The 25,377-nt window shown below is 62.7% G+C and carries 25 protein-coding genes; 20 read left to right on the top strand and 5 right to left on the bottom strand.

Annotated elements, in window-relative coordinates:
• Positions 1-56 precede the first annotated feature (56 nt).
• The 9 genes from FJ934_RS24885 (at position 57) to FJ934_RS24845 (ending at position 8,930) form a co-directional block, all read left to right on the top strand.
• Entirely contained in the window at positions 57-944 is an 888-nt protein-coding gene (locus tag FJ934_RS24885; protein WP_140613069.1) for a sugar ABC transporter permease, read from the top strand.
• Positions 945-1,024: 80 nt separating this feature from the next.
• On the top strand, positions 1,025-1,837 hold the full coding sequence (locus tag FJ934_RS24880; RefSeq protein ID WP_140613075.1) for a carbohydrate ABC transporter permease: 813 nt from the start codon (positions 1,025-1,027) through the stop codon (positions 1,835-1,837).
• Between the two features lie 41 nt (positions 1,838-1,878).
• The gene (locus FJ934_RS24875; protein WP_140613068.1) at positions 1,879-2,922 is read left to right on the top strand and encodes an SIS domain-containing protein; all 1,044 of its coding nucleotides are present in this window, start codon (positions 1,879-1,881) and stop codon (positions 2,920-2,922) included.
• The gene (locus FJ934_RS24870; protein WP_181165760.1) at positions 2,922-3,851 is read left to right on the top strand and encodes an ROK family protein; all 930 of its coding nucleotides are present in this window, start codon (positions 2,922-2,924) and stop codon (positions 3,849-3,851) included. The genes FJ934_RS24875 and FJ934_RS24870 overlap by 1 nt, the downstream gene beginning before the upstream one ends.
• A gap of 4 nt (positions 3,852-3,855) precedes the next feature.
• A complete protein-coding gene (gene ugpC, locus FJ934_RS24865) occupies positions 3,856-4,947 on the top strand; it encodes a sn-glycerol-3-phosphate ABC transporter ATP-binding protein UgpC (protein ID WP_140613066.1) in 1,092 nt (363 codons plus the stop codon).
• A gap of 175 nt (positions 4,948-5,122) precedes the next feature.
• Positions 5,123-6,121 carry an ABC transporter ATP-binding protein gene (locus tag FJ934_RS24860; RefSeq protein ID WP_140613065.1) on the top strand — a complete coding sequence of 333 codons (999 nt, stop codon included), beginning with the start codon at positions 5,123-5,125 and terminating at the stop codon, positions 6,119-6,121.
• A gap of 1 nt (position 6,122) precedes the next feature.
• On the top strand, positions 6,123-6,992 hold the full coding sequence (locus FJ934_RS24855; protein WP_140613064.1) for an ABC transporter permease: 870 nt from the start codon (positions 6,123-6,125) through the stop codon (positions 6,990-6,992).
• A complete protein-coding gene (locus FJ934_RS24850; protein ID WP_140613063.1) occupies positions 6,989-7,792 on the top strand; it encodes an ABC transporter permease in 804 nt (267 codons plus the stop codon). The genes FJ934_RS24855 and FJ934_RS24850 overlap by 4 nt, the downstream gene beginning before the upstream one ends.
• Before the next feature lie 91 nt (positions 7,793-7,883).
• Positions 7,884-8,930: an extracellular solute-binding protein gene (locus FJ934_RS24845; protein WP_140613062.1), complete on the top strand. Its 1,047-nt coding sequence runs from the start codon at positions 7,884-7,886 to the stop codon at positions 8,928-8,930.
• Positions 8,931-9,000: 70 nt separating this feature from the next.
• Here FJ934_RS24845 and FJ934_RS24840 read toward each other — a convergent pair whose 3' ends face one another.
• Positions 9,001-9,702, bottom strand: a complete 702-nt coding sequence (locus FJ934_RS24840) for an FCD domain-containing protein (RefSeq protein WP_140613061.1) — start codon at positions 9,700-9,702, stop codon at positions 9,001-9,003.
• Between the two features lie 145 nt (positions 9,703-9,847).
• Between FJ934_RS24840 and FJ934_RS24835 the strand changes: the two genes are divergently transcribed.
• Together FJ934_RS24835 and FJ934_RS24830 are read left to right on the top strand one after the other, a co-directional pair.
• Positions 9,848-10,732, top strand: coding sequence for a fumarylacetoacetate hydrolase family protein (locus tag FJ934_RS24835; RefSeq protein ID WP_140613060.1), 885 nt, complete (start codon positions 9,848-9,850; stop codon positions 10,730-10,732).
• Between the two features lie 27 nt (positions 10,733-10,759).
• A complete protein-coding gene (locus tag FJ934_RS24830) occupies positions 10,760-12,034 on the top strand; it encodes an amidohydrolase family protein (RefSeq protein ID WP_140613059.1) in 1,275 nt (424 codons plus the stop codon).
• Between the two features lie 243 nt (positions 12,035-12,277).
• Here FJ934_RS24830 and FJ934_RS28140 read toward each other — a convergent pair whose 3' ends face one another.
• The gene (locus FJ934_RS28140) at positions 12,278-12,538 is read right to left on the bottom strand and encodes a hypothetical protein (protein WP_181165759.1); all 261 of its coding nucleotides are present in this window, start codon (positions 12,536-12,538) and stop codon (positions 12,278-12,280) included.
• Positions 12,539-12,960: 422 nt separating this feature from the next.
• Positions 12,961-13,875: a LysR substrate-binding domain-containing protein gene (locus tag FJ934_RS24815; RefSeq protein ID WP_140613074.1), complete on the bottom strand. Its 915-nt coding sequence runs from the start codon at positions 13,873-13,875 to the stop codon at positions 12,961-12,963.
• Between the two features lie 123 nt (positions 13,876-13,998).
• Here FJ934_RS24815 and FJ934_RS24810 point away from each other — a divergent pair, with 123 nt between their 5' ends.
• The 8 genes from FJ934_RS24810 to FJ934_RS24775 all read left to right on the top strand — a co-directional run bounded on the left by FJ934_RS24810 (position 13,999) and on the right by FJ934_RS24775 (position 23,284).
• Positions 13,999-15,039: an aromatic ring-hydroxylating dioxygenase subunit alpha gene (locus tag FJ934_RS24810; RefSeq protein WP_140613057.1), complete on the top strand. Its 1,041-nt coding sequence runs from the start codon at positions 13,999-14,001 to the stop codon at positions 15,037-15,039.
• Positions 15,036-16,166 (top strand): 2Fe-2S iron-sulfur cluster-binding protein, encoded by a 1,131-nt coding sequence (locus FJ934_RS24805; RefSeq protein WP_140613056.1) that lies wholly within the window; start codon positions 15,036-15,038, stop codon positions 16,164-16,166. Before FJ934_RS24810 ends, FJ934_RS24805 begins: the two co-directional genes overlap by 4 nt.
• A 45-nt stretch (positions 16,167-16,211) precedes the next feature.
• Positions 16,212-17,333, top strand: coding sequence for a histidinol-phosphate transaminase (gene hisC / locus FJ934_RS24800; protein ID WP_140613055.1), 1,122 nt, complete (start codon positions 16,212-16,214; stop codon positions 17,331-17,333).
• Positions 17,330-18,856 (top strand): FAD-binding oxidoreductase, encoded by a 1,527-nt coding sequence (locus tag FJ934_RS24795; RefSeq protein WP_140613054.1) that lies wholly within the window; start codon positions 17,330-17,332, stop codon positions 18,854-18,856. The genes hisC and FJ934_RS24795 overlap by 4 nt, the downstream gene beginning before the upstream one ends.
• Before the next feature lie 64 nt (positions 18,857-18,920).
• A complete protein-coding gene (locus FJ934_RS28725) occupies positions 18,921-20,894 on the top strand; it encodes a DUF2817 domain-containing protein (RefSeq protein ID WP_181165758.1) in 1,974 nt (657 codons plus the stop codon).
• A 75-nt stretch (positions 20,895-20,969) separates the two neighbouring features.
• On the top strand, positions 20,970-21,767 hold the full coding sequence (locus FJ934_RS24785; protein WP_140613052.1) for a transporter substrate-binding domain-containing protein: 798 nt from the start codon (positions 20,970-20,972) through the stop codon (positions 21,765-21,767).
• Positions 21,768-21,852: 85 nt separating this feature from the next.
• Positions 21,853-22,560, top strand: a complete 708-nt coding sequence (locus tag FJ934_RS24780) for an ABC transporter permease subunit (RefSeq protein ID WP_140613051.1) — start codon at positions 21,853-21,855, stop codon at positions 22,558-22,560.
• Positions 22,561-22,564: 4 nt separating this feature from the next.
• Positions 22,565-23,284 carry an ABC transporter permease gene (locus tag FJ934_RS24775; RefSeq protein WP_181165761.1) on the top strand — a complete coding sequence of 240 codons (720 nt, stop codon included), beginning with the start codon at positions 22,565-22,567 and terminating at the stop codon, positions 23,282-23,284.
• 64 nt (positions 23,285-23,348) lie between these two features.
• Here the strand turns inward: FJ934_RS24775 and FJ934_RS24770 are convergent, their stop codons facing one another.
• Positions 23,349-23,687 carry a GNAT family N-acetyltransferase gene (locus tag FJ934_RS24770; RefSeq protein ID WP_210241976.1) on the bottom strand — a complete coding sequence of 113 codons (339 nt, stop codon included), beginning with the start codon at positions 23,685-23,687 and terminating at the stop codon, positions 23,349-23,351.
• The gene (locus FJ934_RS24765; RefSeq protein ID WP_246671628.1) at positions 23,677-25,179 is read right to left on the bottom strand and encodes a VOC family protein; all 1,503 of its coding nucleotides are present in this window, start codon (positions 25,177-25,179) and stop codon (positions 23,677-23,679) included. The genes FJ934_RS24770 and FJ934_RS24765 overlap by 11 nt, the downstream gene beginning before the upstream one ends.
• Between FJ934_RS24765 and FJ934_RS28555 the strand changes: the two genes are divergently transcribed.
• Positions 25,090-25,344 carry a hypothetical protein gene (locus tag FJ934_RS28555; RefSeq protein WP_246671631.1) on the top strand — a complete coding sequence of 85 codons (255 nt, stop codon included), beginning with the start codon at positions 25,090-25,092 and terminating at the stop codon, positions 25,342-25,344. The two genes, FJ934_RS24765 and FJ934_RS28555, sit on opposite strands and share 90 nt — an antisense overlap.
• Positions 25,345-25,377 lie beyond the last annotated feature (33 nt).

Genomic DNA, 25,377 nt, shown 5'->3' with positions numbered 1-25,377 from the left:
GCAAGCCTCCCGGCACGCCGAAGCCATCCACGCCGGCGTGAACATGAGGTTCCCAGTTGATATCTCCTGCTGCCGCCCACCGAAACCTGCTGCTGTTCGTGCTGCCGGCTCTGGCCGTCTATCTGGTCTTTGCAGTGCTGCCGCTGGCGACGTCGATCGTCATGAGCTTCTTCCAGACCAGCGGCGTCTCGGGTGACGTTTTTGTCGGCCTCGCCAATTACGAACGCCTGTTCACACACCCGACCATCAGTGCCCGTTTCTGGAATGCATTGCTCAACAACATGCAGTATTTCGCCATCCATTTGATTGTCGAAGTGCCGATGGGGCTGCTGCTGGCTGCGTTGCTCACATCGGGCAAGCTGGCGCGCTCGGAAGGCATCTACCGCACGCTGCTGTTCATCCCGGCGACACTGTCGGTGGTCATCGTCGGCTTCGTCTGGCGTCTGATCATCAACCCGCTCTGGGGTCTGGTCGGCTTTCCGTTGCTGGGAACGGAATCGACCGCGCTCACCACCATCTCGTTGATGTCGGTCTGGCAGTATTTCGGCATTCCCATGGTCTTCCTTTACAGCGCCCTGCTGGCGGTGCCCAACGAACTCGTCGAGGCCGCCAACATCGATGGCGCCGGCGGCTGGACGACCTTCTGGAAGATCAAGTTTCCGCTGATCGCACCACAATTCGGCCTGATCGCCATCCTCACATACATCTGGACGTTCAATGGTTTCGACCTGGTGTTCGCGCTTAACGGTTCGGCGCCCGGCCCGAACTACAGCACCGATATTCTCGGTACCTATTTCTACCGGACCTTCTTCGGTTCGAGCGGACAGCTTGCCGATCTTGATCTGGGTGCCGCGGTCGCGACGATCATTTTCCTCACGGTGTTGTTGGTGACCGCGGCCTATTTCCGGCTGATCCAGCGTCGCCTGAAATCCTATTCGGTCTAGGAGCCGGGATGAGCACCCCTGGCCGTACATCCGATCTCACAATACCGGCCGCCCGCCGCCAGCACCGCGAGCCGTGGACGATGGAGCACGTGATCGTGCATGCGCTGCTGATCGTCTTCGTGCTGCTTGCTATCGGGCCGGTACTGATCGTCATCGTCAACTCGCTGAAGACGACGCCGGCGATCTTCGGCGGGCCGTTCGACCTGCCCACGGCCAAGACCTTCAGCCTCGAAGGCTATAAGCGGGTCCTTACGCGGGGCAATTTCATCGTCAACTACCGCAATAGCCTGGTCGTCACGGTGACAACGATCGGGCTGACGGTGGTGCTGTCGACGCTCGCTGCCTTTGCCCTGGTCGAGTACCGCATTCGGCTGGCATCGCTGCTCGGCGGCCTGTTCGTGCTCGGCATCATGCTGCCGATCCGGCTCGGCACCATCCCGCTGATCCAGATGATGCTCGCCTGGAAGCTGATAGACACGCTCGCCGCGCTCATCCTCGTCTACACCGCCATGAGCATCCCCATCGCGGTGACGCTGATGGTCACCTATTTCCGCACCGTGCCCACCGATCTCAAGGAAGCGGCTCGCATGGATGGCGCGAGTGAGTTGCGCACCTTCTGGATCGTGGTGCCCCTTGTCAGGCCGGGCCTCGCGGCTGTTGCCGCGCTGACCATGCTGCCGGTCTGGAACGACCTCTGGTTCCCATTGATCCTGGCGCCAAGCCGGCAGAACCAGACGGTGACGCTCGGCGTGCAGCAGTTCGTTGGCCAGTTCATGAACGACTATCCAGCACTGCTCGCCGCGCTCACGCTGGGTGCGGTGCCGCTGGTTCTGCTGTTCACTCTGTTCTCGCGGCAATTCATCAGCGGCCTCAGCAAGGGCTACAGCAAATAATTTCCCACGCACCAGCAATTTCGAACTGATGGAACACCAAGATGCAGATAGGCAATTACATCCGACGGCAGCCTTCGACCCTAACCGATCTACCCGCCGCGATCGGTGCGGATCTCGCCAACTTCGACAGCCTGCGCCAGAGGCCAGCGCGGATTGTGCTACTCGGCACTGGCTCCTCCATGAATGCACTGCTGGCCGGCGCCGAGGCGCTGGAGGAGGGCACAGGCGCTTCGGTAATCGCCAAGGAGCCGGAGGCTTTCTTGCGTCTGCCGCCAAAGGCATCGGACCAGCGCACGCTGGTTCTGGCCGCCTCACAATCCGGCATGAGCATCACCACGATCGAGGCGGTGCGCCTGTCGGTGGAGCGCGGCTTCCCGACGCTCGTCATCACCGGCGAAGCCGACAGCCTCATCACCCGGGCGGGTGCCGAGGTCATCGTCATGCCGATCGGTCCGGAAACGGTCGGGCCCAAGACCATGGGTTACACCGCAACCGTCATTTCGGTGCTGGCGGTCGCCGCAAAGCTTGCCAACAAGACGGTCGATCTGTCGGAGCTGCTCGCGCAGCTGGAGCAGACGGCCGAAACCGGTCTTGCGGCCGCTAAGGATCTGGTCGCCCGGTTTGGTGTACCCGACTACATCCTGGTCGCCGGACAGGCGACACATCTCGGCACCGCGCTCGAGGCATCGCTCAAGATCGCCGAGATCAGTGGCGTACCGACCGCGGCCTTCGACACCGAGGAGGCTTTGCACGGGCATGTCTACGGCACAACCGACAAGAGCCTGGTGATCGCCATCGCGCAGACCGAGACCGAGGCGAAGGTCGCCGCCAATCTGGGCGAAGCCCTGGCCGAACTCGGGCCGCGCGCTGTCGTCCTCAACCTTTCCGGCCATCCGACCCGCTTCGACCTGGACGTCAGTTGGCCGCTCGCGCCGGAACAGCAATGGCTCGCCGGCTGCTGGGCGCCCATCCCGCTGCAATGGTATGGCTGCGAGCTGGCGATCGCGCGCGGTATCGATCCGGACAAGATGATCTACCCCAACCTGGGAAAGCGGCTCAACGTGCGCATCCGCAAGGAGGCCTGATGGTAACCGCGATCGGAATCGATATCGGCGGCAGTCTGGTCAAGCTCGGCGTGGTCGACGGTTCGGGCAAGGTCCTGGCGCGCGACACAGTCCCTGTGCATCGCGACATCGAATTCGCCGATTTCGTTCATCTGGTTACCGAGGCGACCGAAAAGCTGAGCAAGGCGCATCCCGGCATCGCCGCGATCGGCATCGGCGTTCCAGGCACGCCAAATCCCGAGACCGGCATGCTCAACGGGCGCTGTCCCGCGATCCCGGCGCTGCTCAAGGGGTCGCTGTCGAAACTGTTCGCCATTCGCTTCGGCGTGCCAGCCGTCGTCCGCAACGATGCCGTCAGCGCCACCCATGGCGAAATGCGCCACGGCGCCGGACGTCCGTTCTCACGCTTTGCGTTTCTCACGCTCGGCACCGGAATCGGTGGCGCCATGGTCATCGAGCGCAAGGTCATCGACGGCCCGGATGGGCTGCCGCCGCAGTTCGGCTGCATCTCGCTCGACCCGGCCCGCACCGATATCGCCGATCCGGTGCCGGGCATGGTCGAGAATCTAGCCAGCGCCCGCGCCCTGGTCAACCGCTACCGCCAACTGGAGCCGGACACCGACGCAAGGAACGCCAAGACCGTCGTCGACCTCGCCAAGGATGGCGATGCGGTCGCGCTGCAGGTGGTCGACGAGGTGGCACGCTGGCTCGGCCAGATGATCGGCATCATGTCGAACATGCTCAACATCGAGGCGGCGATCATCGGCGGCGGCCTGTCGCTGGCCGGTCCCTTCTTCACCGACCGCATCGCACTGAACGTCAGGGATTTCGTGCTGCTCAAGCCCGGACGCCCGCCGGTGATCGTGGCTGCCGAGCACGGCAATGATGCCGGCGTGATCGGAACCGCGGCACTGGCGCTCGACATGTTCGCGCCCACGGCAAAGGAATAGCGCCATGTCCGACGTCGAACTACGCAAGATTTCCAAGAGCTTCCAGAATCTGAAGGTCGTGCACGATATCGATCTCGACATCGACAAGGGCGAATTCGTCGTTCTCGTCGGACCGTCCGGATGCGGCAAGTCGACGACATTACGCATGGTGGCTGGACTGGAGAGGCCAAGCGGCGGCGAGATCCATATTGGCGGCAAGCTGGTCAACAACGTCCAGGCCAGGGATCGCGATATCGCGATGGTGTTCCAGAGCTATGCGCTCTATCCTCAGATGACGGTGGCGCAGAACATGGCTTTCGGCCTGCGCATCCGCAAGGTGCCGGAAGCGGAGGTGACACAGCGCATCGCCCGCGTCGCCGACATCCTCGACCTCAGCGAACTCCTGCAGCGCAAACCGCACCAATTATCCGGAGGTCAGCGCCAGCGTGTCGCCATGGGCCGCGCCATGGTGCGGCAGCCGAAAGTTTTCCTGTTCGACGAGCCGCTCTCCAATCTCGATGCCAAGCTCCGGGTCAAGATGCGCGCCGAGATCAAGAAGCTGCACCAGATGGTCGCCACCACCACCGTCTATGTCACGCACGACCAGGTCGAGGCGATGACGCTGGCCGACCGTGTCGTGGTGATGAACAAGGGCCGCATTGAACAGATCGGGCCGCCCAATGAGCTCTACCACGAGCCGGCCAGCCGCTTTGTCGCCGGCTTCATCGGCAGCCCCGGCATGAACTTCTTCAAATGCCGGCTGGAGGCGCGCGGCGACGGGCTGGCGGTGGTGCTGGGCGACGACACCGCGCTCGCCGTGCCGGCTTCCCGCACCGCGCGCTATGCTGGCCATGTCGGGCGCGAGCTCGAATTCGGCCTGAGGCCCGAGCACATCACCGAGCATCGCGAGCGGCCTGACACCGTCGGCATCAAGGTGCCGGTCGATGTCGTCGAGCCGATGGGTATGGAGACGCTGCTGCATGTTCTGATCGCCGGCGCCGAGGCGACGGCGCGCATCGACCCGGCGGCGACGCCGAAACCGGGCGAGATGGCGACGCTGTCGCTCGGCATGGGCCACATGCACCTTCTCGATCCCGAAAGTGGCAAGGTGCTCTGAAGCTCCGCACAGACGACAACGGCTCCGCCACACTTTCACGTGTCAAAACCCAAAAACAATATATTATCCGTTGACAAATATAATTTTGGAGCGAATTTTTAGATGCGGCGCCAGACGACCGTGATGACCTTCGACGAGAGGGCCATCTCCATGCAGTCCCAGGAATGTGCCGGTCATGATCGACATCCAGAGCGTGTCAAAATCCTTCGTGACCAGGGACGCCGATCCGGTCCGCGCGCTGAATGAAGTCAGCCTGGAGATCTACGACAACGAGTTCTTCACGCTGCTCGGCCCGTCGGGCTGCGGCAAGACAACCTTGTTGCGCCTGATCGCCGGCTTCGAAGCGCCGAGTTCAGGCGCCATCCGCATCGCTGGCAGCGACGTCGCCGCGCTGCCGCCGCAGAAGCGACCGGTCAACACGGTGTTCCAGAGCTACGCGCTGTTCCCGCATATGAGCGTGGCCGAGAATGTCGCGTTCGGGCTGGAAATGCAGAACGCGCCGAAATCGCTGATCGATGACCGCGTCAGAGAAGCGCTTGAAATGGTGCGGCTGGAAGGCTTCGCCGCGCGGCGCCCGGCGCAATTGTCGGGCGGCCAGCAGCAGCGCGTCGCGGTGGCGCGCGCGCTGGCGCCGAAGCCCAGCGTGCTTCTGCTCGACGAGCCGCTTTCGGCGCTCGACCTCAAGCTGCGCAAGAGCATGCAGAGCGAATTGAAGCGGCTGCAGCGCGAAACCGGCATCACCTTCGTGCTGGTCACCCATGACCAGGAGGAGGCGCTGGCCATGTCAGACCGCATCGCCGTGATGTGCGGCGGCGACGTGCTGCAGATCGGTACGCCCAAGGATATCTACGACAACCCGCAGGACCGCTTCGTCGCCGACTTCATCGGCGAGTCCAACCTTTTGCCGGGTGCCGCCCTTGGCCGCGATCCGGCAAAGACGATCGTCGTGCGGCCTGAACACATCGTCGTCTCGCCGGCCTTGGATGGCGTCCGGGGACATGCCAGGGGCGCGGTCTCGGCCATCACCTTCCTTGGCTCCGACACGCTCTACGAGATCGTGCTGGAGGAGGGAGCAAAGCTGCATTCGCGCACGCGCGGCGGTGCGTCGCTGTCGACAGGCGATAGCGTCGTCGTCGACTGGGCGCGCCATGTCGAACGCGAACTGGCGAACTGAGATGGGTCCGAACCGCACCTATCTTTTGATTGCGCCGGCCATGCTGGTCATCGGCATCTTCATGGTCCTGCCGCTGTTCCTGGCGGTCGGTTATTCCTTCATGACCGCCAACCCCTATGGCGGCGTAACCCAGCCGCCAACTTTTGACGCCTATCTGCAATTCCTCTACCAGCGCGATTTCGACGACAGCCTGGTGTTCTCGCCGAGCTATGCGCTGATCATCCTGCGCTCGGTCTATCTCGCTGTCGCCACCACCTTGATCTGCCTCGTGCTCGGCCTGCCGGTCGCATGGTATATCGTCTGCCAGACGCCAGAGCGGCGTCGGGTGCTTCTGTTCGCCGTCACGCTGCCGTTCTGGATCAACACGCTGATCCGCACCTATTGCTGGATCCTGATCCTGCGCGACGAGGGTCTGGCCAACGGCGCGCTGCGCCATGCCGGTATCATCTCCGATCCGTTGCCGCTGCTCTACAATGACGGGTCGATCCTGCTCGGTCTCGTCTACACCTTCCTGCCTTTCATGGTGCTGCCGATCTATTCGACGCTGGAGCGCCTCGACCCCAGGCTGATCGAGGCCGCTTACGATCTCTACGCCAGCCGCACCGCCGTCTTCCGCCGCATCGTCTGGCCGCTGGCGAGGCCCGGCGCCTTGGCCGGCGCGACGCTAGTCTTCGCGCCGGCGCTGGGCTCATTCCTGGCGCCGGACCTGCTCGGCGGCGGCAAGAAGCTGCTGATCGGCAGCCTGATCCAGATGCAGTTCACCTCGTCGCGCAACTGGCCTTTTGGTGCAGCGCTTTCAACCGTGGTTACTGTCGTCGTGCTGACCGTCTTTGTCATCCGCTCGCGCAAAGCCGGGGAGCAACGGCGATGAATGGCGCAAAACCGTTCGACTGGCGGCACACGCCGGGCCTGTCGGTCTACACCGCTCTGATATTCGTGTTCTTCTACGCGCCGCTGCTGATCCTGGTGATCTACGCCTTCAATTCGAGCCGGCTGGTCACCGTGTGGTCCGGCTTCAGTTTCAAATGGTTCATCGCGGTCGCCAACAATGGCGCGATCCGCGACGCCGCCTTTAACAGCCTCATCATCGCTATCGTTGCCACCATCGCCTCGACGGCCATCGCTACGGCCGGTGCTCTGGCGCTCGAACGCGGCCGGCTGCGTTTCGGGCGCGGCGCGGCAACCGCCCTGATCGCCATGCCGCTGGTGGTGCCGGAGATCGTGGTGGCGATCACCACATTGATCTTCTTTTCCGGGCTCGGCATGCATCACGGGCTGATCAACCTGATGATCGCCCATACCGTCTTTTGCATCCCGTTCGCGTTGCTGCCGATCCAGGCGCGGCTGCGCGACATGGGCGGCACGCTGGAGGAGGCGGGACGCGACCTCTATGCCGACGAGTGGCGGCTGTTTCGCCGGATCACGCTGCCCTTGGTGACCCCGGCGATTCTGGCAGGCGCCATCATGGCTTTCGTCGTCTCGCTCGATGATTTCCTGATCTCGATGATGGTGTCGAGCGCCGGCTCGACCACTCTGCCGGTCTACATCTACGGCATGATGCGGCTTGGCGTGACGCCCGAGGTCAACGCCATCTCCACCATCCTTCTTACCGTTTCCATCATCTTCGTCGCGGCGGCCCTGCTCGTCGGACGGCGCAACCGATTTGCCTGACCATGATCCTGAAAAGTGGGAACCGGTTTTCGGAGGAGATCATGGTCAAACAGGAAGTCACAACAAAGAAACCGGTCAGAGGAGAACGACCGTGACCAAATGGAAGGAAGGACTTTCGAAAACAGCCTTGGCCGCCGCCATGCTGGGGGCGATCACCACCACCGCACTCGCCGATGCCGGTGAACTGCATATCTACAACTGGACCGACTATACCTCGGACGAAATGATCAAGAAGTTCGAGGCAGAGACCGGGATCAAGGTCACCATCGACACCTACGATTCCAACGAGACCGCACTCGCCAAGCTGAGTTCGGGTGCTGCCGGCTATGACGTGATGATCATCAGCAACGACTTCGTGCCGATCTTCGTCAAGCAGAAGCTGTTCCAAGAAGTCGATGCGGGCGCGATGCCGAATTTTAAAAACGTCGATCCGAAATGGCAGCACCGTCCTTGGGATCCCGATGCTAAATACACCGTGCCATGGGTGTGGGGTACCACCTCCTATTCGGTCGACACATCAGTCTACAAAGGCCCGACCGACAGCCTGAAACCGCTGTTCGATCCGCCGGCGGAACTCAAGGGCAAGGTCGGCATGTTCGGCTCGCCGACCGAAGTGATGTCGCTGGCGCTGGTCTATCTCGGCAAGGACCAGTGCAACAGCAATCCAGCCGACCTCAAGGAACTTGACGCCTTGCTCGAGGCGCAGAAGCCCTTTGTGAAGGTCTACAATTCCGATGGTATCGTCGAGCGCCAGGTTGCCGGCGAGACGGTCATGCACGAGCAATGGTCGGGCAAGGCGCTGGCGACGCGACAGCAGAAATCGACGGTCAAATACGTCTATCCCAAGGAAGGCGTTGTCGGCTGGATGGATAATGTCGCCGTGCCGACCAGCGCGCCCAATGTCGAGAACGCCAAGAAGTTCCTCAATTTTCTGATGGATCCGCAAAACATGGCGCTGCAGCAGAAATATACCGGCTACCAGAGCGCGATCGCTGGATCGAACAAGCTCCTGGCGCCCGATGTCGGCGGCTCGCCCGAATTCAATCCGCCGGCCGATCTCAAGATCACCTTCGCGCCGTCATGCGACGAGAAGGCGATCCGCGCCTATGACCGCATCTGGACCAATCTGCGACAGTAGGCGGCGATGCAAAACGCCGTCCAGTTGCACGGACGGCGTTTTGTACTTCCGGAGAAAGTTGGATGAAACGCTACGCCCGCACCGTCGTCTTGCGTGCCGGAAGGTCGGAGGTCTCCGCCGCAAGCAGGATGTCGGTGGTGACAGCCAGATGCGCCGCCAGCAGTTCGGCTGCCTTTTCTGCATCGCGGTCGAGCACGGCAGCGGCGAGGTCCTGATGTTCCTTGCCGATGTTGCGGGCTCTTGGCGCCAGCGAGACCGAACGGCGGCGGTAGCGCTCGCTCTGGTCGTAAAGCTGGTCGCGCAGGCGCAGCAGCCAATGGCTATCGCAGCCGGCGACAAGCGCCTTGTGGAAGGCTGCGTGCGCGGTCGCCCATTCGTCGCTCGAATGCACGGGATCGTCGGGCGTGTGCTCGGGGGTGCGCGACAGCCTGTGGAGAGCGGCCACCAGTTGCGATTCCCAGACGACGTCGCCAACCTCGATGGCGCGGCGGATGCACAAAGTCTCGATCTGGATGCGCGTCTTGGTAAGATCGAGCAGGTCCTCGGCCGAGATCGGAGCGGCACGAAAGCCACGCTGCGGTTCGGCCACGACGAGGCCCTCGGAGGTCAGCCGCGACAGCGCCTCGCGTATAGCGCCAAGGCTGACGGACAGCCTGTCGCAGAGCTCCTGGACCTTGAGCCGGCTGCCCGGTTCGATCCGGCACGACAAGAGATCGGCGCGCAAATCTTCATACGCGCCCTGGGTGAGATTGATCGAGCCTTCCCTAGCCATCCGTTTGCCTGCGGGCGAATCCGTCCATCGAGGAGCCTTGATACATTATCTCTGGCAGAAGTCAGAATGCAAAATAATATATTCTATGTTGACAGATATATAATTTCTCAACAAAGTCCAGTCTTCAGAAGCGAGGAAAAGACCAGTGCGATTTGCAGCCTATAAATCGCCGCGGGGACCTGGGCTGGCGATCGCCTTGCCGGCAGGCGAGTTCCGCGGCATCGACGCAAGCGACGCGATGTTTCCAGGATGGCTTGACGGATTGATCGCTGATGGCGTGCAGGCGTTGCATGCCGCTGGCGGGCGGCTGGCCTGCGGGCGCCGGATCGATCCGGAATCGGTAGAATGGCTGCCGCCGATCTCAAGGCCCGGCAAGATCATCTGTGTCGGCCTGAACTATGTCGATCATTCGATCGAGAGCGGCTTCGTGCCGCCGACCTATCCCACCTTGTTCGCCCGCTTCTCGACGAGCCTGATCGGGCATGGTGCTGCCATCCGCCGTCCGGAAGCGTCGATCCAGCTCGACTATGAGGGCGAGATGGTGGCCGTCATCGGCAAGGCCGGCCGCCACATCGCGCCATCCCAGGCGTTGAGCCACGTCGCCGGCTATTCCATCTTCAACGATGCCTCCATCCGCGACTTCCAGACCAAGGCGCCGCAATGGACCGTCGGCAAGAATTTCGACGGCACCGGCTGTTTCGGTCCGATCTTCGTGACATCAGACGAGTTGCCGCCGGGCGGCAAGGGCCTGCGCATCCAGACGCGTCTCAACGGTGAGGTCGTCCAGAACGCCTCGACCGACGACATGATCTTCGACGTCGTCTCGCTGATCTCGATCATCAGCGAAGCCATCACGCTGGAGCCGGGCGACATTCTCGTCACCGGCACGCCATCGGGCGTCGGCGTGGCGCGCAAGCCGCAGTTGTTCATGAAGCATGGCGATGTCTGCGAGGTCGAACTCGAAGGCGTCGGCATCCTCTCCAATTTCGTGGCCGACGACGTTGCCGCCCGGCAAGCCGTCAACCAATAACCCCGCCAAACCCGAAAGGACGATGTCATGACAAGAGTGATGTTTAGAAATGCCATGATCTGGGACGGCACGGGCGCCGACGCCTATCCGGCCGATCTGCTGGTCGACAATGGCCGCATCGTCACCATTGCGCGCACGCCAGATCAATTGTCCGGCGACGGTGCGACGACGGTTGAATGCCGCGGTATGACGCTGATGCCTGGCCTCGTCGAAGGCCATGCCCATATCTCCTTTGGCGGCGCGATCAAGGATTCCGACCTCGGCCTGATCCCGCCCGAGGAGCATCTTCTGCTCACCATGCGCAATGCCAAGACCTTGCTCGACCATGGTTTCACCAGTGCCTATAGTGCGGCAACCTCGAAGCTCAGGCTCGACATCGTCATCCGCAATGAGATCAATGCCGGCCGCTTGCCGGGTCCGCGCATGCGCGCCGGCAGTCCGGAGATTACGGTCACCGGCGGCCTCGGCGACGAGCGCCAGCAGCATATGTACCACGAGAGCTTCGGCATGATCGCCGATGGCGTCGAGGAGATCACCAAGGCGGTGCGGCTCTGCTGCCGCGAAGGCGCCGACAACATCAAGATCAATATCTCCGGCGATGATCTGAGCCCGGCGGCGCATGGCGGCCTCACCGTCATGAGCGAGGCCGAAGTGAGGACGGCGGTGCAGGTGGCGCGTGACTTCGGCAAGAAGATCAACTGCCATGCCCGCGCCGCCGGCTCGGTCAAGCGCGCGGTGAAGTGTGGCGTCGACGTCATCTACCACTGCGAATCCGCCGACGAGGAGGCGCTGGACGCGCTGGAATCGGCCAAGGACCGCATCTTCGTCGGCCCGGCCATCGGCATCATCTATGGCACGCTCTATGAGGGCGAGCCCTTCGGCTTCACGCATGAGATGGCGGTGAAGTTCGGCATGCAGCGCATCCTGGACGACAGCCGCAAGGTCTACACGGAACTCCGCAAGCGCGGCGTGCGCGCGTTGATCGGTGGCGACTACGGCTTCGCGCAGACGCCGCAAGGCACCAATGCGCGCGACCTCAAGCATTTCGTCGACCTGCTCGGCTATTCGCCCAGCGAAGCCTTGCAATGCGGCACGCGACTCGGCGGCCAGGTGATGGGCCTTGGCGATGAGCTTGGCATGGTCAAGGAAGGCTTCATCGCCGATCTGCTGCTAGTCAATGGCGACCCGCTGAAGGATCTCGACATGATGGTGCATGAGAAGAACCTCATCGTCATCATGAAGGACGGCGAGCTCTACAAGGACCAGTCCGCCTCCGTCGCCGCGCAGCGGCAGGCAGCTTGAGATCATGCAGCCCCAGGTTCCGATCGATGTCGATGAGACAAGCGGCATCTGGCGGACCGACGAGCTGCCCATGGTCTATCTGCCCAGGCACTTTCTGGTGAACAATCATCTCGCGGTTGAGGAAGCCCTAGGCCGCGAGACCTACCGCGCCATCCTGCGTCAGGCGACGGCAAAGTCCGCCATCGAATGGTGCGAGGCGCAAGTCCGTGGCAAGGGTCTCCATCGCGAGGCGACATTCCGCCACTATTCCAGCGCCTGTCGCAGCGCGGCTGGGGCCAGTTCTCGATCGATATGTTGGACGTTGCCGGCAGTCGCGGAAGCATCAGCCTCAGGAATTCGATCTTTGCCCTCGAGGCCGGGCAGCGACCCGGCCAGCGCGTCTGCTACATGTTCGAGGGCTTTGTCACCGGCGCGCTTTCGTTTCTGCTTCGTCACTCGGCGGCGAAGTCGGGCAAGATCGAAGCGGAGGAGATACACTGCGCCTGCGAAGGCCAGCACGATCATTGCCGGTTCGACTTCTCGTTAACGCCATAAAATCGCATCACGAAGTGTATCTTCCGTGTTCTCGACTTCGCCCTTCAAGATTTCAGGATCCTGCTTGGTCAGAAAAGACGCGAACCTTGCACTCCAACCGGGATCGAGCGTTGCCAGCCTTCGCGGATCCAGACTGGCCCGCGCGAGGGGAAGCTTCAAGACAAGCGAACAATCGCGGTGGCGCTTGTGATCGTACGGCAGCGGCCGGCGAGAAAAACACCTGACCCAGCCGGTCTTGGCGTCAGCCTTTTCGAAATGCCATGGTCTCGGACGGCACCGGCGCTGATGCTTTGTGGTGCGTGCGGAGCGGGAATGTCCTCAAACGGCAAGGACAAATCGAGGCGCCTTCGCATCCGCCGCTCGGCGGCGACCGAGAGCGGGGCATGAGGACATTAGCTTAATGCCGCGCCCATCCGCTTGGAAATCGAAACGATCCATGCGCGCAGTTCCGGACCGAAGGGCTTTTGCAAGGCTGCACGGTCCCAGGCAAGGAAATAGGCCTGAGACAATTTTAGCCGCTGATCGAAAGGGACAATGAGCCGGCCGGACGCGATATCCTCGGCGGCCATCGAAAGTTGCGCCAGCACTATGCCCCTTCCGTTCGTCGCGGCATCGATCGCGGCGCTCGACAAGGAGAAGGCGACCTCGCCCGAAACCTTTCGGTACGATGCCCCGATGCTTGCGGCCCATTCCGCCCAACTTGGCGGTGAGCGGTGGTCGCGAGCCCACTCTATGCTGAGAAGCGGCAGATCGAGAATGTCGGCGGGTTTGCGCACAGGATGCTTTGCGAGCAGCGCTGGCGAGCATGCCGGCACCACCCAATCCGTGAACAGTTCGGTGTAGTGGTTGAAATCACGATACTTGTCACCGTAGGAAATACGGAAGTCGAACTCTTCTGTGTCCAATCGGGGCTCTGTCTCGGCGCCAACCAGGCGCACCGTCGCGCCGGCATGGCTGGCCTGCCAATCCAGCAGTTGCGGGCCGATCCATTTGCTGGCCAGTGATGGCAGGCAGGAGATGGTCAAAGTGTCCGCGGAGCGGGCCCGTTCGATGACATCCTGAGCCTCGCGAATCTGTTCGAATCCGACGGAAACCGCTGCGTGATAGACACGGCCCAACGCCGTGAGGGCCACGCTCCTGCCGCGCCGTTCCAACAGCCTCGCCTCCAGGGCATCTTCGGCCTTGCGTATCTGTTGGCTGACCGCGCCGACCGACACTCCAAGCTCGTTTGCCGCGGCAGTCACGCTGCCGCACCTGCCGAAAGCCTCGAAGGCCTGTATCGCACGCAACGGGGGCGTCTTGTTCACCTGGGCAACGATCCTGGGGTCAGCTTGATTTAGTTTTTCTAAAATAGAACGCAGATGCAAGCCCTATGTCGCCCCAGGCTCGCACGATATTCGTTTTCGTGTTCACAAGCTGGGGAGGACGCCATGTTTCTTCGAAACTGCTGGTACGTTGCCGCATGGGATCATGAGGTCGCCGACCGGCTGGTGCCAACCCGAATCCTCGGCGAGGACATTGTCCTCTACCGACGGACCGATGGGCAGGTGGCGGCGCTCGAAGACGCATGTCCGCATCGCAAGCTGCCTTTGTCCATGGGCCGCATCAAGGGCGACACGGTCGAATGCGGCTATCACGGCCTGACCTTCGACAGCACGGGAACCTGCACGCGTGTGCCGGGCGCGGAAAAGATACCGCATGTCGCGTGCGTCCGCTCCTATCCGATCGCCGAACGCTACGGACTGCTCTGGATATGGATGGGCGAGGCGGCCAAGGCCGATCCCGCCTTGATTTTCGAGGTCGACCACTGGGGCGATCCGGCATGGGGCGTCAACCGCGGCGAGTCGATGTCGCTGGATTGCAATTATCTCTACATGACCGATAATTTGCTCGATCCCTCGCATGTGTCATGGGTCCACCAATCTTCCTTCGGCGGCGTCCAGGCCATGGAGGATGCGCCGCTCGAAACGACGGTCGGCGCGGACGGTGTGACCGTGTGGCGCTGGGTGGTCGATGCCGAGCCGGCGCCCTTCTATGCGCCCTTTCTCAAATTCAGCGGCAAATGCGACCGCAAGCAGCACTATGAGGTGCGTTACCCCTCAAACGCGATCATCAAGGCGATCTTCGTGCCGGCCCGCACTGGCGGCGAGGGCAAGCCGCTGCACGAGGATGTGTTCCTCATGGACAGCTACAACTTCATGACGCCGGTCGATGAGAACCAGACGAAATACTACTGGTTCCAGATGCGCAATTTCGCGCCCGACGACCTGGAGGTTTCGCGCCAGTTCGCCACATCCGTGCGTGGCGCCTTCGACGAGGATCGCGTCGTGCTCAATGCCGTGCACAAGGGCATGGCGAACAAGCACACACCCAATCTCGATCTGAAGATCGACGTCGGGCCGCTGCGCTTCCGCCGCAATCTGGCCAAGCTGATCGCCAGCGAGAGCCAGGAATTGGCGGCCGCCGAATGAACGCATTCACCGCCCGCGACACTATCGCAAGCAGCGGGTTTCGCGACCTGAAGGTGGTCGCGAAGGTGAAGGAGAGCGCCGTCATCACGTCGTTTCATTTCGAGCCGGTCAATCCACGCGACTGGCGCGCTTTCGAGCCAGGCCAGTTCCTGGTGTTTCGCATTCCGGTGCCTGGGAATGCCGCCGGCGAAAGGCAATACGTGCTGCGCAACTACAGCGTCTCCTGTTCGCCGGCCAGCAAGGGCCGCTACCGGATCAGCGTCAAACGCGAGGTCGCACCCGCCCCGGGGCTTCGCGACGGGACAGGCTCGTGCTTCCTGCATGACCGGATCGATGTCGGCGATGTGCTTCAAGCTGAAGGGCCGCGCGGCGATTTCGTGCTCGACAGGACCAGCACCCGCCCGGTGGTGCTGCTCAGCGGCGGCGTCGGGCTGACGCCGATGGTCTCGATGCTGCATGCGCTGGCCTTGACGCCGGGCCGCCATGCCACCTTCATTCATGCCTGCGAGAATGGCGAGGTGCATGCGTTGCGCGACGAGGTGGCGGGCCTTGTCGCCACCCGGCCCGGGCTGATCGCCCATTACTGCTACCGATCGCCGTCCGAGCGCGACAGGGCCGAGCGGCGCTTCCACACCGAGGGCATGATTTCGCGAGACGTGCTGCAGCGCCTGCTGCCGATCGATGACTATGATTTCTATCTTTGCGGGCCACCGCCGTTCATGCAGGCGATCTACGGCCTGTTGCGCGGGCTTGGCGTGCCGAAGCATCGTATCGCTTACGAATTCTTTGGCCCGGCGACGGTGCTCGAGCCGGACGCGGTGCGAGTCCTCCCGGGTCCCGTGCAGCCGGCAAGTATCGAAGCGGATGGCGAGGCGATAACAGTGGAGTTCCGAAAGTCGGGCCTCCGGGCTGTCTGGGATGGCTCGGCGGCATCGCTGCTCGACTTCGCCGAGGATCAAGGCCTGACACCGGAATTCAGCTGCCGGACCGGCATATGCGGCACTTGCAAGTCGCGGCTGGTCTCGGGCGAGGTCGCCTATTTCGAAGAACCGCTGGACGAACTTAGGGCAGGCGAAGTGCTGCTGTGCTGCTCGAAGCCGCGCGGATCAGTCGTCCTGGATATTTGACAAGATCGTCGTGCCGCGCGTGGCCGGGGGAAACGGAAGTCGGATTTGGAACAGTCGGTCAAACCAGCGTCAAGCCTGCCACTCAATCCGCATGTCGCGGCATTGCCGTCCTACAATGCCGGCATGAACATCGCGATGGCGCGGGCTCTGAGCGGGCGCCACGACATCGCCCGGCTTGCCAGCAACGAAAACCCCGACGGTTGTTCTCCCGCCGTCACCGCCGCGCTGGCCTCCTCGTCGTTTGAGCCATGGCGTTATGCCGATCCGGCCTGCACGGCGTTGCGGGCGGCACTTGGCGATAGACTGACGGTCGACCCCAACCTGATTGTCGTCGGCAATGGCTCCGAGGAGATGATCGCCGCCATCTCGCGTGCCGTCCTGGTGCCGGGCGCCTCGGTGGTGACGACGGTGCCGAGCTTCGGCTTGCATGAGATAGAGCCGCTGGCGGCCGGTGCTGATGTCGTCAAGATCGCCATGACGCCGGAGATGAGCTTCGACCTTGCCGCGCTCGAAACGGCGATCGCCGCCGGGCCGCGAGTGGTCTTCATATCCTCGCCCTGGAACCCGGTCGGCCCCGGTCTCGACCGCTCCAGCTTGCGACGGCTGATCGGCGCCGTTCGGCCCGGCACGCTTCTCGTCCTCGACGAGGCGTATTTCGAGTTTGCCGATCCCGGCGCGCCGGACGGCATCGAGGTTCTGCGCGACAGTTCTATCGACCATGTCGTGCTGCGGACGTTTTCGAAGGCTTATGGCCTGGCGGGACTGCGCGTGGGTTATGCCGTCTGTTCCAGCCTTGAACTGGCGAGAGTGATTGCCGCCGCGAAGACGCCGTTCAACGTCAACGCCGCGGCGCAGACCGCCGCTGTCGCTGCCCTTGCCGACGAAGGTTGGATGAAGGCGTCGGTGGGTCGCATCAGAGCCGAGCGTGCCCGCACAGCCGCCGCGCTTGCCGGCCTTGGCTTCCAGGTTGCGCGGTCGCAAACGAACTTCCTGTTCTTCGACGGCAAGGTCGACAGTTCGAGCCTTGCCGCTGGTCTCCTCAAGCAGGCGATTATCGTCAAGGCGTGGCGTGAGGCCGGCTATGAGCGCTTTTTGCGCGTCACCATCGGCTCCCCGGCGGAAAACGACCGGCTGATCACGGCGCTCCAGGGATTGGTGGCACAATGACCGGCCTCGCTTCTCCAGGGCAAACGGGCTGGATCGGCCAGGCGGTGCCATTGCCTGTTGTCGACAGCATCCGCAGTGTCGTCGGCGCCTCGAACGTGCGGACCGGCGACGATGCCAGGGCGATCGACCTTGGGTCGAACGGTATGGATTGCGGCGCCGGCATTGTCGTCACGCCTTCGTCGACGGAGGAGGTCGCGGCGGTGGTGCGCATCTGCCGCCGCAACGAGGTTCCCATCGTGCCGCAAGGCGGGCGGACCGGCCTGGTCGGCGGCAGCATTTCGCGGCCGGGCGAGATCGTCCTGTCGACGGCGCGCTTGAGCCACATCGATCGGCTCGATCCGATCGAGCGCGTGGCGGTGGTCGGCGCCGGCGTCACTCTGGAAGCCCTGCAGCAGGCCGCGCTCGAACACCGGCTGGAACCGGGCATAGACCTTGCAGCGCGCGGCTCGGCGACGATCGGCGGCATGGTGTCCACCAATGCCGGTGGGGTGATGGCCTTTCGCAACGGCGTCATGCGCCATCGCGTGCTTGGCCTCGAGGCCGTGCTGGCCGACGGATCGATCTATTCCGATCTGACCCGGGTGGTGAAGAATTCCGCCGGCTACGACCTGAAGCATCTCTTCATCGGTGCCGAGGGAACGCTCGGCATCGTCACCCGCGTGGTCGTCAAGCTCGATCCTTCGCCGCGAGCGACCGCCACCGCGCTTTTCGGCCTGCCGTCGGTCGACGCGGCTTTGCAGATCATCCGCATGGCGCTGGAATCGGATGTCGGGCATCTGCGCGCGGCGGAGGCGATGTGGAACTCGTATTTCAGGCTGGCCGCCGCCGCACATGGATGGTCCGAAGCCGGCGTGGCGCCCGGGCAGCCTTTGTTCCTGCTGTTGTCGCTTGGCGGGGCCCGTGAGGAGGCGCTGCGAGAGGATTTCGAGCGGATTTATTCGGAGACGATGGAGCGTCATCCCGAAGCGACCGGCATCATTGCCGGCTCACGGCGGCAGGAGGACGATTTGTGGCGGCTGCGCGAGGACACCGGCGTGCTTTACCGCGCTCATCCCAATGCGCCTTCCTTCGACATATCCGTGCCATTGTCGGAGATTTCAACCTATCTCGAAAAGATCATACCCGGCCTTGCCGCGATCGAATCGGGTCTCGCGCCCTATGTCTTCGGACATCTGGCCGATGGGAACCTGCATATCGTGCTCAACCGCCAGGGTCCGCTGGCTCCTTACATCGCGAAGGCGGTCGAGGACGTCCTGTATCAACAGCTTCGGGAGATTGGCGGTTCCTTTTCCGCCGAGCATGGCGTTGGGTCGAAGCGCATCCATTCCCTGGTGGCGACAGCCGACCCGACGAAGCTCGCCGCGATGGAGCGGGTGAAAAGAGCCCTGGACGATCAGTCGATCATGAACCCCGACAAGGTGCTTGCCTGCGATGCCTGGTTCGTCCGGTCCTCCAGGCCGCTCCCTTCCGGCAGCGAGCGCCGACTGCCCCTTAAGAACGCGAGCGATCTCAACGATGAATAGCCCCACGGCGGAACGACAGGGAATGAACGGATTAACCGCGGCCGCCAGTCGCCCGGCGGGACCGATGGCGCGCCAAGATGAGAAGGTGCCGCCCTATGCCTCGGATTTCGCCGGCTTGCGCCAGGGATTCCGCGAAGCGGCCAAGCGGGCGGGCGCGGAACTGTCCGAATATCCCCATCCGCTGAACGGACCGGATGGCGAGGCTCTGGCGACCGATGTGGCGCTGCTTGGTCGCCGCGATGCGCCGAAGCTGATCGTGCTCATCTCCGGAACGCATGGTGTCGAGGGGCCGTTCGGCTCGGCCTGCCAGACCGCGTGGCTGGGCCAGAAGAACCTGCGGCGTCTGCCCGACGACATAGCGATCCTTGCCATCCACCTCATCAATCCCTGGGGCACGGCATGGTCGCGGCGCGTCAATGAAGACAATGTCGACCTCAACCGCAACTTCATCGACTGGGCGGCGGGTGCTCCCGTCAACAACGGCTATGCCGGCTTGCACGATGCGCTTGCCTACCATGAATGGGAAGGGTCGGACCGCATAGCGGCCGACGAGAAGCTCGCCGTGGCGCGCAAGAAACTCGGGCATCCCGGGCTGGCGGCAATCGTCGAGGCCGGCCAGTATGAATTCGCAGACGGACTGTATTACGGCGGCGGCGGTCCCGTCTGGTCGAACCGAACCTTGAACGAAATCCTCAAGACCTTTGCCGGCGGCGCGCGTCAGGTCATCGTCTTCGACCTGCATACCGGCGCCGGGCCCTATGGTTATCCGGCTCTGCTTTCGGTGGCGAGTTCCGAGCATCCCGGCCTTGCCTGGGGCAAATCCATCTTCGGGCCGGCGCTTGCGACAGTCCTTACCGGTCCGGGCGCCAAGACGGGAACCGGCATCGCCGCAACTGCGACCGGCTATGTCTCCGATGCCGTCCGCAAGGCGATGCCGAAGGCGCGGGTGCTGCCGCTTGTCATCGAATGCGGCACGCTGGACGGTCCGACCGTGATGGAAGCGGTGCAAGCCGACAACTGGCTGCATCTGTTCGGCAAGCTCGATTCGCCGCTGGGCAGGCGCATCCGGGACACGCTGCGCTCGGCCTTCATTCCGGCCGACGCGGATTGGCAGCGGACCTGCCTGTCGAGCAGCCTGCGATACTTCGACCGTGCGCTGGCGGACCTGGAGGCTGTCGAGATAGGCCAGGACGAGGCCATCGGGAGCGAACAAACGTCGCCAACCGTTCGCGCCGCGATGGTTGCCGAGGCTCCCGCCCAGGAACCGAAGCCCACGACGCCAGCCGTGCAGATCGACGAACTTCACAAGAGCTTCGGCTCTCTTCTGGTGTTGAAGGGCGTCAATCTCACCGCGCATGCCGGCGAGGTGATTTCCATGATCGGCTCGTCCGGATCCGGCAAGAGCACGTTCCTGCGCTGCATCAACCTTCTGGAGCAGCCGGATGGCGGCAAGGTCGCCATCGACGGCGAGGTCATCAAGATGAAGCCGTTGTCCAACGGCCGTGTCGGGCCGGCCGACATGGCGCAGGTCGAACGCATCCGCGCCCGCGTCGGGATGGTCTTCCAGAACTTCAATCTCTGGCCGCACATGACGGTGGTCGAGAACATCATCGAGGCGCCCAGGCATGTGCTGAAGGAGCCCCGCGAGAAGGCCATCGAACACGCCCACGCCCTGTTGAAGAAGGTTGGTCTTGCCGACAAGCACGCCCACTATCCGGGCCAGCTTTCCGGCGGCCAGCAGCAGCGGGCGGCGATCGCCCGAACGCTTGCGATGCGGCCCAAGGTCATTCTTTTCGACGAACCGACATCGGCGCTCGATCCCGAATTGGTCGGCGAGGTGCTGCGGGTGATCCGTCAACTGGCGGAGGAAGGCAACACCATGATCCTCGTGACGCATGAGATGCAGTTCGCGCGCGAGGTCTCCCACAAGGTCCTGTTTCTCCACCAGGGAAAGGTGGAGGAAGAGGGTGCACCCGCGGAGCTGTTCGGCAGCCCGCGCTCGGAGCGTCTGCGTCAGTTCCTGGCGCGCACGCTGTGAGGAAAAACCGCACCCTCGAAGCGTTCGGTTCGCACCGGACAACGGCAATGAAGATCAACAACAAGGGGAACTGACATGAAACTGAAAGTCTTGACGCTGCTCGCCTTTCTCGCGGGAGGCATGGGCAGCGCATTGGCCGCCGAAGGCGAATTGTCCATCGGAACGGAAGGCGCCTACCCGCCATGGAGCATGTCCGACGCCAATGGCAATGTTACCGGTTTCGACGCCGATGTCGGCGCCTTGCTCTGCACCAAGCTACAAGTGAAGTGCCACTTCGTCGTGCAGGCCTTCGACGGGTTGATCCCGGCGCTGAAGGCCAAGCGCTTCGACGTCATCATCTCGGGCATGTCGATCACCGCCGATCGCAAGAAGGAGATCAATTTCAGCGTCGGATACGCCGAACTGGCCAATATGTTCGTCGCGGCCAAGGACTCCGATCTGGCCGCCATCACCGACGTCGACACGCTGCTGAAATCGCTCGACGGCAAGAAGGTTGGCGTGCAGGCCGGCACGACGCACGCGCATTTCCTCGAGAAGCGTGCGCCGAACGCCGACCTGAAAACCTACGATACGCTCGACCAGATGCAGATCGACCTTGCGAGCGGCCGTATCGACGCCGCTTTCGCCGATCAATCCGCCTTGCAGGACTTTCTGGACAAGCCGGATGGCAAGAACTTCCAACTGGTCGGTGTCGAGATCAAGAGCACGTTTGATCCGACGCTTGGCGAGGGCATCGGCGTCGGCATCGCGCAGGACAACACCGAACTCAAGGCCAAGATCGACAAGGGGCTTTGCGAGCTGATCGCCGATGGTTCGGTCGGCAAGGCCAGCCAGAAATGGTTCAAGACGGACATTTCCCGGCCCTGCCAATAACGCCGTGGACTTCTATCGCATGTGCCCGGGCAACCGGGCGCATGCATCCGGGCTTCGTATCATTCGCGCAGACTAGGGCACTCACATGGAATTCGGTCTCTGGCAGGTTTGGGAAGCGGGTTGGGTGCCCGCGATCTTGCGCGGCGCTTCGATAACGATCCTCGTCGGTCTCGTCAGCATGGCGGCCGGGCTGGTGATCGGCATTGTCTGCGGCCTGATCAAGTGGGCCCGGATATTTCCGCTTTCGCTGCTGGTCGATGTCTATACGTCGCTGGTGCGTGGCGTGCCCGAACTGCTGATCATCTACCTGCTGTTTTTCAGTTCGGTTGAATTCGTGACCAGGGTCGTGACCGCTTTCGGCTATGCCGGCGTCGCCGAGAGCGGCTATGCGTTCGTTATCGCGGTCATCGCCATCGGCGCCATTTCAGGCGCCTATTCGACCGAGGTCGTGCGCGGGGCGCTCGGCGCCATCCCCAATGGGCATATCGAGGCCGCTCGCGCGCTCGGACTGCCCGGCGGCCGGATCTTCCGCCGCATCATCGCGCCGCAGATGCTGCGCATCGCCGTTCCCGGCATCAACAATGTCTGGCAGACCACCATCAAGGACACGGCGCTGGTCTCGGTGGTCGGCCTTCAGGAATTGATGCGCATTTCATTCATCGGCGCCAATTCCACCCGCCATCCGTTCATCTTCTATCTGATCGCGGCAGTGGTTTATCTCCTCATCACGCTTGCAAGTCAGGCAGGGTTCGACGGGATCGAACGCCTGCTCAGGCTGCGGACGAGAAAGTAGTATGATGGACCTCATCCAGCTTGCGGTTCCCGTTCTGCTCAAGGGCCTATGGGTCACGGCGGCGCTGACGTTCGTTTCGGTGCTGATCGGCTTCAATCTGGGTCTCGGCCTGGCGCTGATGCGCCTGTCCTCCAACCGCCTCCTGTCAGGCTTCGCCAAATATTACAGCAACGTCTTTCGCGGGACGCCGCTGCTGGTGCAGATATTCCTGTTCTATTACGGGCTCGGCCAGCTTTCCCTGATCAAGGACAACGCGGCTCTGTGGTGGGTGATCAGCGACGGTGCGCGCTGCGCCGTGCTGGCGCTGGCGCTGAACACGGCCGCCTATACATCCGAAATCCTGCGCGGCGGATTGATGTCGGTTCCGGTCGGGCTTGTCGAGGCGGCCCAAGCGTGCGGCATGTCGCGCATCTTACGGTTCCGGCGCATCGAGTTTCCGCTCGCCATCCGCCAGGCGCTGCCGGCCTATGGCAACGAACTCATTCTCGTCGTCAAGGGCACCAGCCTCGCATCGACAATCACGGTGCTCGAAATCACCGGCTATGCCAAGCGGCTGATGAGCCAGACCTTCGCGATCTTCGAGATTTTCGCCATCGCCGGGGTGCTCTATCTGGTGATCAATCTGCTGTTGATCGCGATCATCCGCTCCATTGAGCGTTTTCTCATGCGGCACGAGGCCCCCTCCCGCCAGGATTCGGCCGCACCGTCTCCGGCAGCATCGTGACGGTGCTTCCCTCGTTGTACCACTCCGACACGTCAGCCGCGAGCGAGCTACAAATCCGGATGGATCAACCGTGCTTCCCGGGATTGGGCTCCGCGCCCGGAGGCATCGTCATGACGTCGGCCCACTCGGGATGCTTGCGATATTGCGCGCGGACATAGGGACATATCGGCAGAATCCTGAAGCCGTTTCTGCGTGCGTCTTCCACCATGAAGGAAACCAAAGCAGCGGCAGCGCCAGTTCCCCTCATCGTCTCCGGCGCACCCGTGTGATCGGCGCTGATCAGATCGGCGCCCCTCTTCGTGAAGGTGATCTCGGCCTCTGCGTCGATCCCCTCTATGCGGGCTACATAGCGTCCATGCCGCTCCCCGGTTTGTTCCTTGCTGATTTCAATGTCAGCCATGATCTTCTCCGTTGTTCCTGCCAAACCATTCCTGTGCGACCGCCGTATCCTCCGGTGTAAGCTCATGCGCTGCTTCGACGACGTGCATGTCCAGCGTCGCGCCGGATGCTGCGAGCCAATCCGCCAGCCGGGAGCCGTCGCCCAACGGGTCGCGCGAGCCGGAGACCATCAGAACGTCAACGTTGCCCAGGTCGGCCGTGGGCAAGGTCTCCAGCACCGGCATTGATCGCAAAAGGATCGCCCGGCGGATGACTCCGGGTTGGAGACCAATCATCGCAGCTACGAAATTCGCGCCGTTGGAAAATCCGAGAAAGGTTATACGTCGGGATTCGAGCCCATAACCCGTAATGGCGCCTTCCACGAAGGCCGCGAAGGCCTCAGCCTCGGCTTGGATGTCGGCCTGATCGAAGGTGGTGGCCGTCATCCGGCGGAACCAGCGCGCGCTTCCCTCTTCGTGGCTGCGTCCGCGCACGCCGAGCAGTGTCGCGCGCGGCGCAACCCGGTGCGCCAGCGGCATCAGATCCGCCTCCGTCCCGCCGCTGCCATGCAGCAGGATGATCGTGCTGCCGTCCGGATTTTCGGGTGTGTGAAAGCGATGCACGAATGGCAGGTCGCGCCGTGGCAAACGCGCCTCTCCAGGCAAGGCGAACTGCGGCAACATGATCCGAAGATCATCGGCGCGGTCCTTGTCGGCCGGAGGCAGCATCAAGGTTGTCCCCAGTTGCTCTGCTGTTTCGTCGACGGTGAAGCCCGTCCCGTCCGTTGCCACTTCCAGCAAAGTGCCCGCGGGCTCGCGCACATAGAGCGACGTGAAATAGCGCCGGTCGTGGACATTGGTGGGCGACGAATTGAGCCGCGACAATTGCTCCCGCAGCGCATCAATGGCCGCGGTGTCCGAGGCACGGAATGCAACATGGTCGGCCGTACCGGTGCCGGGAATGCCAGGAACATAGCCAGAGCCGTCACGGATGTCGACGGCATCGGTATCGGACAGAAGACGCGTGATGTTGCCCCGGACGGGACCACGCCGATAGCCGAACCTCTCGATGAAAGCGGCGGACTCTTCCGGAACCTCCGACAGGATCGTCACGGCCCGCAACCGACGCGGGGCGATCTCGGCTTTGCCCCACGAATGCATCGCGGAAAGATCGGAAGCGACCAGTTTCACGATGATGCCATCCGGGTCCTTCAGTCTCAGGACAGCTTCGCCGAATTCGTGCATCGGCCCGTCAACCGCAACGCCATATTTCAAGGCGCGCGTCATCCATTCGCCAAGGCTGGCCGGAGGAACCGCAAAGGCTATTTCAAAAACCTGGCCATTGCCAACACGCCCCGGCGCGCCGTCTTCCCAGACAAGGAAGGTGACGAGTGAACCTGGAGATCCAAGCCCATCACCATAGAAAAGATGGAGCTGTTCGGCATCCTCATAACCGCCTGTGCGCTTGACCAGCCGCAAGCCAAGGAAACCGACATAGAAATCGACATTCGCCTGCACATTGCGGGTGATCAGGGTGACGTGATGGATGCCGCTTGGCTGATGGCTGCTCATGTCGGCATCCTGTCTGTGGGGTTTATCTGCATGAAGGCGACCTCGTCGGCGCATCGAGGGATTTGCTTAGAGCATCGGGCGATTAACATGCAACGTAGCCTGCCTGTTTGAGATAGTTCCAGCATTCGGTTGGATCGAACATGG

Origin of the sequence: Mesorhizobium sp. B2-4-12 (assembly GCF_006441575.1) — a bacterium.
In the GTDB taxonomy this organism is placed as follows: Bacteria; Pseudomonadota; Alphaproteobacteria; order Rhizobiales; family Rhizobiaceae; genus Mesorhizobium.
This window is presented reverse-complemented; position numbering and strand designations above follow the sequence as displayed.